This is a genomic window from Haloarcula amylolytica (assembly GCF_049705545.1).
In the GTDB taxonomy this organism is placed as follows: domain Archaea; phylum Halobacteriota; class Halobacteria; order Halobacteriales; family Haloarculaceae; genus Haloarcula; species Haloarcula amylolytica_B.
The window spans coordinates 1094180-1106200 of record NZ_JBNAMU010000001.1; the positions used below are offsets into that span (position 1 = coordinate 1094180).

11 protein-coding genes and 1 tRNA gene are annotated in these 12021 nt (G+C 61.5%); 9 read left to right on the forward strand and 3 right to left on the reverse strand.

What is annotated here, in order from left to right; all coding sequences use genetic code 11:
• Window positions 1-100: 100 nt before the first annotated feature.
• From ACOZ4H_RS05810 to ACOZ4H_RS05845, 8 genes are all read left to right on the forward strand, one after another.
• Entirely contained in the window at window positions 101-2908 is a 2808-nt protein-coding gene (locus tag ACOZ4H_RS05810; protein WP_424328404.1) for a DNA-directed DNA polymerase, read from the forward strand.
• A 125-nt stretch (window positions 2909-3033) separates the two neighbouring features.
• Window positions 3034-3966, forward strand: a complete 933-nt coding sequence (locus ACOZ4H_RS05815) for an ABC transporter ATP-binding protein (protein ID WP_424328405.1) — start codon at window positions 3034-3036, stop codon at window positions 3964-3966.
• Between the two features lie 36 nt (window positions 3967-4002).
• A complete protein-coding gene (gene sufB, locus ACOZ4H_RS05820; protein ID WP_424328406.1) occupies window positions 4003-5433 on the forward strand; it encodes a Fe-S cluster assembly protein SufB in 1431 nt (476 codons plus the stop codon).
• 2 nt (window positions 5434-5435) lie between these two features.
• Window positions 5436-6647 carry a Fe-S cluster assembly protein SufD gene (sufD, locus tag ACOZ4H_RS05825; protein ID WP_424328407.1) on the forward strand — a complete coding sequence of 404 codons (1212 nt, stop codon included), beginning with the start codon at window positions 5436-5438 and terminating at the stop codon, window positions 6645-6647.
• A gap of 296 nt (window positions 6648-6943) precedes the next feature.
• Window positions 6944-7426, forward strand: coding sequence for a ferritin-like domain-containing protein (locus ACOZ4H_RS05830; protein WP_424328408.1), 483 nt, complete (start codon window positions 6944-6946; stop codon window positions 7424-7426).
• Window positions 7423-7857 carry a metal-dependent transcriptional regulator gene (locus ACOZ4H_RS05835; protein WP_004591305.1) on the forward strand — a complete coding sequence of 145 codons (435 nt, stop codon included), beginning with the start codon at window positions 7423-7425 and terminating at the stop codon, window positions 7855-7857. Before ACOZ4H_RS05830 ends, ACOZ4H_RS05835 begins: the two co-directional genes overlap by 4 nt.
• Window positions 7858-7999: 142 nt before the next feature.
• Window positions 8000-8072: transfer RNA gene (locus ACOZ4H_RS05840), tRNA-Gln, on the forward strand.
• A gap of 281 nt (window positions 8073-8353) precedes the next feature.
• On the forward strand, window positions 8354-9082 hold the full coding sequence (locus ACOZ4H_RS05845) for a GNAT family N-acetyltransferase (protein ID WP_424328409.1): 729 nt from the start codon (window positions 8354-8356) through the stop codon (window positions 9080-9082).
• Here the strand turns inward: ACOZ4H_RS05845 and ACOZ4H_RS05850 are convergent, their stop codons facing one another.
• On the reverse strand, window positions 9083-9280 hold the full coding sequence (locus tag ACOZ4H_RS05850) for a hypothetical protein (RefSeq protein ID WP_424328410.1): 198 nt from the start codon (window positions 9278-9280) through the stop codon (window positions 9083-9085).
• Window positions 9281-9567: 287 nt separating this feature from the next.
• On the opposite strand from ACOZ4H_RS05850, the gene ACOZ4H_RS05855 reads away from it, so the two are divergent.
• Window positions 9568-10284: an HD domain-containing protein gene (locus ACOZ4H_RS05855; protein WP_424328411.1), complete on the forward strand. Its 717-nt coding sequence runs from the start codon at window positions 9568-9570 to the stop codon at window positions 10282-10284.
• Here ACOZ4H_RS05855 and ACOZ4H_RS05860 read toward each other — a convergent pair.
• Window positions 10279-10974 (reverse strand): LysE family translocator, encoded by a 696-nt coding sequence (locus tag ACOZ4H_RS05860; protein ID WP_424328412.1) that lies wholly within the window; start codon window positions 10972-10974, stop codon window positions 10279-10281. The two genes, ACOZ4H_RS05855 and ACOZ4H_RS05860, sit on opposite strands and share 6 nt — an antisense overlap.
• Before the next feature lie 37 nt (window positions 10975-11011).
• Window positions 11012-11902, reverse strand: a complete 891-nt coding sequence (locus tag ACOZ4H_RS05865; RefSeq protein ID WP_014041042.1) for a coiled-coil protein — start codon at window positions 11900-11902, stop codon at window positions 11012-11014.
• Window positions 11903-12021 lie beyond the last annotated feature (119 nt).

Below are 12021 nucleotides of genomic sequence, written 5' to 3' on the forward strand. Positions count from 1 at the left end.
CAAACTTGGGTATGGTACTCGATGGCATATACTTTCTGCCTGTGGCAATACCCCGTCGACCGTCGGTGTTTTTATGCGGCATCTCGAAGCATGGCCAAGAATGAGTGACGGGACCCAGGGCACGCTGGGGGACTTCGAGCAAGGCGCGGACGAGGACCGCCCGGTGGCCGACGAAGCGGCAGCCATCGCGGGCAACGGTGGGAGCGATACCGACGGGACGAGCGTCGTCGACCTCGACGAGCGCCAGTTCCCACCGGTCGAGGAGACCGTTGAGTTCGTTGTCACGCAGGTCGACTACACCATCGAAGGCCAGGGTGACGACGAGTCTCCGGTCGTCCACGTCTTCGGCCGCACCGACGACAACGAGCCGGTCCACGCTCGCGTCTTTGATTTCAAGCCCTACTTTTACGCACCGACCGACAGCGTCACTGAGGACGAACTCCGCCAGTACGACAGCATCACCGGGTGGGAGGAAGCCGGCGATGACGGTGAGCCCTACGAGTCCATCCGAGGCGAGCGTCTGACGAAGATATTCGGTCAGACGCCCCGCGACGTGGGCCAGATACGTGACGACTTCGACCACTACGAGGCGGACATCCTCTTCCCCAACCGCCTGCTCATCGACAAAGACATCACGAGCGGCGTGCGCGTCCCCGCCCGAGAGCTTGACGACGACAGCCTGAAGGTCCATCACGAGGAGATCCAGCCGGTCGAAGCCCACGCCGACCCGCGCGTCAACACCTTCGACATCGAGGTCGACGACCGCCACGGCTTCCCCGAGGACGGCGAGGAGCCGATCATCTGTCTCACTTCTCACGACTCCTACCGCGACGAGTATGTCGTCTGGCTGTACGAGTCCCCCGACGGCATCGACGGCCCCGAGGCACTGGCCGGCTACGACCCGATTCGGGAGGACTTCGAAGCCGACGTGCGCGTCTTCGACGAGGAGGAGGCCATGCTGGAGGCGTTCGTCGACTACATCGTCGACACCGACCCGGACGTGCTGACGGGCTGGAACTTTGACGACTTCGACGCGCCGTACTTCCTCGACCGACTGGAAGAACTCCAGAGCTACACCCACGACTACGACCTGCAGATCGACCGCCTCTCGCGGGTCGACGAGGTCTGGCGCTCGGGCTGGGGCGGCCCGGACATCAAGGGCCGGGTCGTCTTCGACCTTCTCTATGCCTACAAGCGCACCCAGTTCACCGAACTCGAATCCTACCGGCTCGACGCCGTCGGCGAACAGGAACTCGGCGTCGGCAAGGAGCGCTACACCGGCGACATCGGCGACCTCTGGGAACAGGATCCCGAGCAGTTGCTGGAGTACAACCTTCGGGACGTGGAGCTCTGTGTCGAACTCGACCGCGAACAGGATATCATCGACTTCTGGGACGAGGTCCGCACCTTCGTCGGCTGCAAACTGGAGGACGCAACGACGCCCGGCGACGCCGTGGACATGTACGTCCTCCACAAGCTCCACGGGGAGTTCGCACTGCCGTCGAAGGGTCAACAGGAGAGCGAGGACTACGAAGGCGGAGCCGTTTTCGACCCTATCACCGGCGTCCGCGAGAACGTCACCGTGCTGGACCTGAAGTCGCTGTACCCGATGTGCATGGTGACGACCAACGCCAGTCCGGAGACGAAGGTCGACCCGGATACCTACGACGGCGACACCTACCGCGCGCCCAACGGCACCCACTTCCGGAAGGAACCGGACGGCGTCATCCGGGAGATGGTCGACGAACTCCTGTCAGAACGAGAAGAGAAGAAGGCCGAGCGGAACAGCTACGACCCCGATAACCCGGAGTACGAGCGCTTTGACAGGCAGCAGGCCGCCGTCAAGGTTATCATGAATTCGCTGTACGGCGTACTGGGATGGGACCGTTTCCGGCTCTACGACAAGGAGATGGGCGCGGCGGTCACCGCCACCGGCCGCGAGGTCATCGACTACACTGACGAAGTCGTCGCCGACGAGGGGTACGAGGTCGTCTACGGCGACACTGACTCCGTGATGCTGCAGTTGGGCGATATAACCGCCGCGGACGTCGAGGGTGACGTGGAAATTACGGACGAGATTCGGGCGAAGCATCCCGAGATGGACGACGGCGAACTGGAGACACTCGCGGCGACCATCCAGAAAGGATTCGAACTGGAGGAGACGATCAACGAATCCTACGACGAGTTCGCGATGGAGCGACTCAACGCCAGCGACCACCGGTTCCAGATCGAGTTCGAGAAGCTCTACCGCCGGTTCTTCCAGGCGGGCAAGAAAAAACGGTACGCGGGTCACATCGTCTGGAAGGAGGGCAAGCACGTCGACGACATCGACATCACCGGCTTCGAGTACCAGCGGTCCGACATCGCCCCCATCACGAAACGGGTCCAGAAGGAGGTCATCGACCGCATCGTTCACGGGGAGGACGCTGAGTCCATCAAGCAATACGTCAGCGACGTCATCGAAGACTACCAGGACGGGAACGTCAACTACGACGACGTGGGCATTCCCGGCGGCATCGGGAAGAAACTCGACAACTACGACACTGACACCGCGCAGGTGCGGGGCGCGAAGTACGCCAACCTCTTGCTGGGGACGAACTTCCAGAGCGGGTCCAAGCCCAAGCGACTGTACCTCGACCGGGTCCACTCCGATTTCTTCCAGCGCATCGAGGACGAAGAAGGACTGGACCCCCAGCGGGACCCGCTGTACGGCGAGTTCCGCCGGGACCCCGACGTGATCTGCTTCGAGTACGCCGATCAGATACCCGAGGAGTTCGAGATCGACTGGGACAAGATGCTCGATAAGACGCTGAAAGGCCCGATTGCCCGCATTCTGGAGGCCATGGACATCTCCTGGGAAGAGGTCAAGTCCGGCCAGGAACAGACGGGACTCGGGAGTTTCATGTAACTCACAGAAGGCAGCCGCTTACCGCTGCAAGAAATATTGTTTCTATATGCAGAAGTTGAGTTCACGGCAATGCGAAAGCTTCATGGGTGAAACGTACCTTCTTTCGGTTGACCTAAGAGATACCTATGGCTACACTCGAAATCAACAATCTCCACGCAGCAGTCGCAGAAGAGGACGGTGAGACGATTCTCCGCGGTGTCGACCTCGAAGTCGAGTCCGGTGAGATCCACGCGCTGATGGGTCCCAACGGCTCGGGGAAGTCGACGACGGCGAAGATCATCGCCGGCCACCCCGCCTACGAGGTAACCGACGGCGAAGTGCTCATCCACCTCGACGAGAACGAGTTCGGTGACGAGGAGATCCCGGAGGAACTCCGCACCTGGGACCTGCTCGACCTCGAACCGAACGAGCGCGCCGCGCTCGGCATCTTCCTCGGCTTCCAGTACCCGGCCGAGATCGAGGGCGTCACGATGGTGAACTTCCTCCGCACCGCGCTCAACGCCAAGCTCGAGGAGCGCGAGGAACTCTTCGAGGACGACGACGAGGAAGAAGAAGCCGACGCAGAGGGCGGCGACACCAACGAGGACGCCGCCGGCTACGACACCTCCCCGATGGAAGGCAACGTCGAAGAGGGCGAAATCGGCGTCGCCGAGTTCCAGGAGATCCTCCAGGAGAAGATGGAGCAGCTAGACATGGACGAGAAGTTCGCGTCCCGGTATCTCAACGCTGGCTTCTCGGGCGGCGAGAAGAAGCAGAACGAAGTCCTCCAGGCCGCGATCCTCGAGCCCTCGATCGCCGTGCTCGACGAGATCGACTCCGGGCTGGACATCGACCGACTGCAGGACGTCTCCAACGGCATCAACGCGCTCCGTGACGAGCAGGGCGCAGGCATCCTCCAGATCACCCACTACCAGCGCATCCTCGACTACGTCGAACCCGACCACGTCCACGTGATGCTCGACGGCCAGATCGCCACCTCCGGTGGCGCTGAACTCGCCGAAAAGCTCGAAGACGAAGGGTACGACTGGGTCCGAGAGGAAGCCTACGAGGCCGCGTAACGCCCTTCCGTACACAGCGATAACACTACACACACTATGAGTTCAGATCAAGACCACCTCAAAGAGACCGACACCGAGAAGCGCTTCGAGTTCAAGAAAGAGGAGAAGTCCGCCTTCGAAGCCGAGAAGGGCCTCACGGAGGAGACCATCCGGGTCATCTCCGAAGACAAGGACGAGCCCGAGTGGATGCTCGAACGCCGCCTGCGCGCGCTCGAGCAGTACCAGGAAATGCCGATGCCGACCGGCTGGCCGGGCGCACCCGACCTCTCCGAGGTCGACGTGGACGAAATCGTCCCGTACATCCGCCCCGACATCGAGACACGCGGCGGCGTCGACGACTGGAACGATCTCCCCGAGGAGATTCAGGACACCTTCGACAAACTGGGCATCCCGGAAGCCGAGAAGAACGCGCTTTCGGGCGTCGGCGCGCAGTACGAGTCCGAGATCGTCTACCAGAACATGCAGGAGCGCTGGGAGGAGAAGGGCGTCATCTTCTGTGACATGGACAAGGCCGTCCAGGAGCACGAAGACATCCTCAAAGAGTACTTCATGACCAAGGCCGTGCCGCCGAGCGACAACAAGTTCGCGGCGCTGCACGGTGCCATCTGGTCCGGCGGGTCGTTCGTCTACGTCCCCGAGGACACCACGGTCGACATGCCGGTCCAGGCGTACTTCCGCATGAACTCCGACGGCATGGGCCAGTTCGAGCACACGCTCATCATCGCCGAGGAGAACTCGGAAGTCCACTACATCGAGGGCTGTTCCGCCCCGAAGTACTCCGAGTTCAACCTCCACTCCGGCGGCGTCGAAGTGTTCGTCAAGGAGAACGCACACGTCCAGTACTCGACCGTGCAGAACTGGTCGAAGAACACGTACAACCTCAACACCAAGCGCGCCATCTGCGAGGCCGACGGTACGATGGAGTGGGTCTCGGGCAGCATGGGCTCGAAGGCCACGATGCTGTACCCCTCCACCGTTCTCAAGGGTCCCGGCGCGACGGACAACCACATCACCATCGCCTTCGCCGGCGAGGGCCAGGACATCGACACGGGCGCGAAGGTCTACCACAACGCGCCTGATACGAAATCCACCATCGAGTCCAAGTCCATCAGCAAGGACGGCGGCCGCACGAACTACCGTGGCCTCGTCCACATCGCCGACGGTGCCGAGGACTCCTCGACCTCCGTCGAGTGTGACGCCCTGATGTTCGACAACGAGTCCACGTCGGACACGATGCCGTACATGGAAATCAAGGAGTCCAAAGTCGACGTCGCCCACGAGGCGACCGTCGGCAAGATCGGCGACGAGGACGTCTTCTACCTCCAGTCCCGCGGACTGGACGACGACGACGCGAAGCAGATGATCGTCGCCGGCTTCATCGAGCCGATCACGGAAGAACTGCCGATTGAGTACGCCGTTGAGCTGAACCGCCTCATTGAGCTTGAGATGGAGGGGTCGCTCGGATAACCATGAGTACGCAGGTACACGCCAATCTCACAGAGACCCAGGTGGAACAGATTTCGGACGACCTCGGCGAGCCCGAGTGGCTGCTCGAGACGCGAAAGGACGCGCTCGCAGCGCTCGAAGAGCTCGACATGCCGGACGTCATCCGGACGCCGGGTCGCACCTGGACGAACCTGGATGCGCTCGAATACGAGTCGCTGGTCGACCCCCTCGACTACGCCCAGGACAAGGACCGCGTCGACGCAGAGGGCGTCGAGGTGCTGTCCTGGAGCGAGGCGCTCGACGAGCACGCGGACCTCGTCGAGGAACACTTCGGCAGCGTCGTCGATCCGCAGCGGGACTACCTCACTGCGCTGTCCACGGCCCTGTTCTCGGCCGGGACAGTCGTCTACGTCCCCGAGGGCGTCGACGCCGAGGACGTGAAGATCCGGACGACGATGAACAGCCAGTCGCTGTTCAACTACACGCTCGTCCTCGCCGAGGAGTCCTCGTCGGTGACGATTCTCGAACGCCAGCAGACCGGCGAGACGACTGACGACGACCAGTACTACTCCGGCGTCGTCGAAGTCGTCGCCGAGGAGAACGCCTACGTCCAGTACGGCGCGCTCCAGAACCTCTCGGAAGAGACCTACAACTTCCAGGTCAAGCGCGGCCACGCCGACACCTACGCCACGGTCAACTGGATCGACGGCAACATCGGCTCCCGCCTGACCAAGTCCAGCGTCGAGACCCGACTGCTGGGTGACTCCTCCGAGTCGCAGATTCTGGGTGCGTTCTTCGGCCACGAGGACCAGCACTTCGACATCGCGTCGCGTGTCTGGCACGAGGCCGAACACACCATCGCCGACCTCGTCACCCGCGGCGTCCTCGACGACGACGCCCGCTCGGTGTACGAAGGCGTCCAGGACGTCGGCCGCGAGGCCTGGGACACGTCGTCGTATCAGCGTGAGAACACGCTCATGCTCTCTGACGACTCCGAGGCCGACGCGTCGCCGAAGCTCATCATCAACAACCACGACACCGAGGCCTCCCACTCCGCGACGGTCGGGCAGGTCGACGAAGAGGACATGTTCTACATGACCTCCCGTGGCGTCGACCCGGAACGAGCGAAGAACATGCTCGTCGAAGGGTTCTACGTCCCCGTGCTCGAAGAGGTGCAGGTCGACGAACTCCGCGAGGATCTCGACCAGCTGATCTACGAGCGGTTGCGTGAATAGCCTGTAGGGCTATGAACGCAGGCTCGCGGGAGTTTGCTCCCGCGGCGTCTTCGTGAGTGAGCAACTGCTCACGAAACCCGACAATCCGTTTTCAGCCCCACACTCCCGTCGTCACTGATAATTCGGTAATCCCCGGTAACGTTGCGGTCCGCCTGACACGAGCAAGCAGCAGGCGGTGATTGAGCGAGTCCCCCGACCGGAGGGCATCGCGGGCTCGACGACAGGGAACCGCTTAAGTCCGGCCCTCCCCGAACTACGTGTATGACTGCAGCACAGCGCCGAGCGGGGGTGTTGCCGTGAGTCTCACACAGCCGGTCGCGTCCGACCATCAGCTCGCCCGGCTGCTACAGATCGGTATCGTCCTCGAAGAGGTCGTCGAGGCACGGTCCGCGAAACACGCCGAGGAAACGAGCGGTGAGCACGAGCAGGCGGTACTCGACCTCCTCGAACACGCCGAGACGGAGTCGGCCGAGCACCGCCGGCAACTGGAGGCGCTCATCGACGACCTCGAAGCGGACACCGTCCCGTTCGAGGAAATCGAGACGCTGGTGGAGGCCCAGTACGAAGCCGACAAGGACTTCGACGGCGTGCTGTACGACCAGCTCTGTAACGAAGAGACGGCGTACAAGTTCTACGACGACCTCATCGACGCAATCGAGGCGTCCGACGTGACATTTACCATCGACCGTGAACGGTTGCTTGCCGTGCTGTCGGATATCCGTGAGGACGAGGCGGAGGGCGTCGAAGACGTGACCGACCTGATGGAGGACTACCAATGAACACGCAGGCCCAGTATCTGAAAGCGATCTATCTCACGCAACAGCAAGAAGACGGTCCGGCATCCACCGGTGATGTGGCCGACATGCTCGATGTCAGTCCGGCTAGCGCAAACGAGATGATCGGCAAACTCGAAAATCGAGGGCTGCTGAACCACGAGAAGTACAAGGGCGTCGATCTCACGGACGACGGCATCGCACAGGCTCGCGAGGCGCTCCAGAACTACTGCATTATCGAGCGGTTCCTCATCGAAGTGCTAGAGGTCGAGGAGTTCCGGGCCGAGGCAAAGCAACTGGAAGGTGTCATCGACGAAACGGTCGCTGATCGCCTCGATACGATCATCGACCGCGAACCGCAGTGTCCGGACTGTTTCGACCCCGAGGGCGATGTCTGTGGCCTGCTCGAAGTCGAGGCCGAAGTCACCAGCGACTGACCGCCCGCTCTCGAAGCGTTCAAGTGCGTTCCGTCGATTACACCGAATACGGTTAGCTTGCTCACAGTGAGCGCAGTCCCGTGGTGGTGAGCAAATCCTGTGGATTTGCGAGGTACGCGGGACGAACGAACAAAGCGAGTGAAGTCCCGTGGTGTAGTGGCCAATCATAAGGGCCTTTGGAGCCCTTGACGGCGGTTCGAATCCGCCCGGGACTATTCTGTCCGAACGAAGTGAGGACGAATAGCGCACGGTGGATTCGCGGCCCAGAAGGCGAGAGGATTCGAGCCTTCGCGGTTCGAATCCGCCCGGACTGTACTACGGCGTGAAGGCGAACAGCGTCCGCATTCCTGTACGACGCGGCAGCGAGTGGACAGGGGTCGGCCACAATCCGGTCGAGGCCACAATTCGCAGTGTCCCCGTATGAATAGCCTAACGAGTGTCCCAAATTCTGACATCGAACTGTAGATTTATGATGTTCCGTGCCAACTAGTGCCATATGCAAATCAGGGAGGCAGTACCGTCGGACCGACCGGCTATCCGTGACGTGGCGCGTCGCTCATTAGAGGCGTCGTATTCGCTGGGGCCGAAGGCGATTACGAGCGCTATCGAGGAGTGGTACGACGAAGAGCGCATCGAGGAAGTGCTCGACGATGAGAGTAATCGGTTGATTCTCGTCGGCGAGCAGGACGGGCAGGTGGTCGGCCTCTCGGAGAGTGTTCTATCAGGAGATAGTATCGGGACGATCCTCTGGCTGCACGTCGACCCAGCATACCGCGGCGAGGGGATTGGGTCGGCATTGTTCGACGAGACCCACCGGGAACTCCATGACCGCGGTGCCGAGACGCTTCAGGGGCGCGTCCTCGCCGACAACGTTGAGGGCAACAGCTTCTACGAGGACCGCGGCTTCGAACGCGCCGGCACGGGTGAAGTCGACATCGCCGGACGGACCTACGTCGAGAACCTCTACACCGACGCCGACGAACTCGGTCGCGAGCCCATCACTGATGACGGTCGGACAGTGTACGTCGATCACAACAACCACGAGTCCGGGTCGATGGCGCCGTTCCACGTGGTCCACGTTTCAGAGGAGGGGAGTGACCGCTACGGCTACTACTGCAGTAACTGCGAGACGCTGGCAAACGCGATGGACTCGATGGGTCGTATTGAATGTGACAACTGCGGGAACGTTCGCAAGCCGATGCGCTGGGACGCCGCCTACCTGTAATTACGGCGGCGACTGGCCCCCCGTGCGTTGTGACGATTCCCGCCTATTCGCGGGGAGCAGTATCAGCTTGTAGTACAGTCCGAACAGACACAGGGCGATACCGACGCCGACGAGCACGTCAGTCACCGCGTGTTCGTTGATCGCGTGGGTAACGATCGACACATCGCCGACGGGCGTGTGAAGTGGCTGGAGAGGCATATGTACCGATTTATTTATTAGATGTAAAAAGCCGGACTAATGTTCCCAGCCGCTGGGAACCAGTAATCGGCTGCCGGCCGACACAGAAATCGCCTGACACAGAGTCGGGATAGCGATGGGAGTTGTCCAGTGTCTGAACAGTTTGTTCCGAAAACCGGTTTCGCGACGCTGTTTACGGCTGGAAATGCCGGGTGTGGCAGTCGTTCTCCCTGTCGTAACGCTAAAGAGTCGAACGTACGTCTATATGTGTAAGATGAATATCGAAATCCGTCTCTGGAGGTGGTGCTGTGGGCGTCGAGATTAGGGAGTCACCTGTCTCAGCCGACGCGTTCGAGGAGATGAAGGAGTTCGTCCACGACTATCTCGCGGCGAGCGTCGAAAACGAAGAAGAGGGCGGCCGCATGCGCTGGTACCCGTGGCACTCCGCGGAGTACCGCTTCAACCACATCCTCAACGTCGTCGACATCGCGACAAAAATTGCCCGCAAAGAAGGGGCGAACGTGGACGTGACCCGCGTGGCAGCGTTGTTTCACGACATCGCGAAACTGGAAGCTGAACAGGACCTCCATGCGGAAGCCGGCGCTCGGATCGCGCGCGAGTATCTGACGGCACACGGTGACTACCCCGAATCGTTTATCGAACAGGTCTGCTCCGCCGTTGAGGCCCACTCGTACCAGGGGCCACTGGACGACCTGCCTCTGGAGGTCCAGTGCCTCATTGAGGCGGATATCCTGGATAAGGTCGGTGCAAACGGGACTGCCCTGATGCTGTTGCGCATGGGCTACGAATCCCGGACCCACATGGACGCGGCCGAGATGGTCGACCGTGTCATCGAGCGCGGCGAGGACGCGCGCGAGCGCGTCGAGAGCGACACGGCCGAGTCCATCGTCCACCAGCGACTCAAGCGGACTCGCTGGTTCCAGGAGTGGCTGACGATGGAAGTTGCCGAAATGGCGGTCGAAGACGATCTCGACGACGTGGCGACCGGGATGGGCGACTCATAGCGCCCGCAACACGAACAGGATACCGGTCCCGGCGAGAACGGCGGCGCTGACCCACGCGATGAGCGGTGCGAGCCGCTCGATACGCGCTCTCGCGGCGACGATTGCCGCCGGGAACCCCGTAATCCAGAGGCCGATACCGCCGAAGAATCCACCCAGCAGCACCGGATGCCCGGTCTGTACGGTTAGCGCGTCAGTCCCGACCACGGGCACGTACGACGCTACGTCGACCACGCCCGGTTCGAGGAGGCCAATGCCGACGGTGAGCCAGAAGGCGACCTGATAGGGGTTCGTCAGTGCCAGCACGAGCGCCTTGCGAAAGCCGCGACTGTCTCCGGACGTGACCGACGGCTCCGTCCCGGCGACGGTGTGTGCGTCCTGGACTGCGCCGTAAGCGAACCAGAGCATCAGGAGCCCGCCGGCACCGACCATTACGCGTCGGAGGCCAGGGGTCTCGGTGATGACCGTGGCGACGCCGAGCACTGCGAGCACGAGAAAACAGGCGTCAGCGGTCATCGCGCCGAGGCCGGCGAAGAAGCCGGCCCGCCAGCCCCGCAAGGCGCTCTCCTCAGCGATAACGGCGTTCATTGGGCCCGGCGGTGCGGCCAGCGCGAGGCCGAATAGGACCCCACCGAGAGCTGTCGGGATGAGCGAGAGCGCACCGAGCTGGAGCAGGCCGAATGGGTGATGCATCTATTGTCAGTGAAAACAGAGAGAAAATCCCGCAGACTTACAGCTTGCCGGCCTTCTGGAGCTTCATCAGGTCCTCGGTGTCGAGGGTCTCGCCTTCCTTGAACTTCTGATAAATCTCCTCGGCTTCCTCGCGAGCGGCTTCCTGCTTCTCCTCGCGTTGGGAGCGCTCCTGTTCCTCTTCCTTCTTGTCGAGTTCGCGCAGGCGCTTCTGGACGCGGACGAAGTCTTCGTGGTGCTGGTCGGCCGCTTCCTGCGCTTCGACGAACTCCTCGTGCTTCTCGTCGGCCTCGTCACGGATCTCGTCGGCCTCGCGGTAGGCCTCGATCATCTCGTTGTGGTGCTTCTGGGCCTCGTCGGCCAGTTCCGTGACCTTCTGGTGGTGTTTTGAGGCTTCCGAACGGACCTCTTCTGCTTCCTCTTTGAGCTCTTCGAGGTCGCCGCCCTGATCGAGCTTCTCCTGTTTCTCCTGGAGCTTCTCGCGCTTGGTCTCAATCTTCTCGATGAGCTCCTTCTCGTCTTCCGAGGAGAGCACTTCGGTCTGTTGCTTGAACTCGAGGTCTTCGATCTCCTCTTTGAGTTGTTCGACCGACGTGCCCTCGTCGAGTTCGAGGTCGTTTTTCAGGTTGTCGACCTTGTCGAACAGCTCGTTTGCTTCCGCATTGAGCTCGTTGCGCTGGTCCTTGTGCTCTTGAACCTGCTCGTTGAGCTCGTCGCGCTTCTCGCGGTGTTCCTGCGCTTCGTCGACCTTCTCGCGAGTCTTCGCGTTCAGGTCGTCGCGGGCGGAGGCCCGCTCGGACGCCATCTGGTTCAGCTCGTTCCGTCGGTCACGGAGCTGGCCGGCGAGTTTGATAAGCTCGCCTTTCGATTTGTTTTCGAGATCCTCTTCTGTTACTGTAACGTTCTTTGATTCGTCTATCGAGTCTGCCATTGTTGAATCCTCTATGCCATCACCGCTTCAGCACAGACAGTCGGCCCACTACTGAGGGGCTGACACCAATAACAAGGGTTCCCTCTCATGTTGGGCTGAAAGCGATACTGCCTGAACGC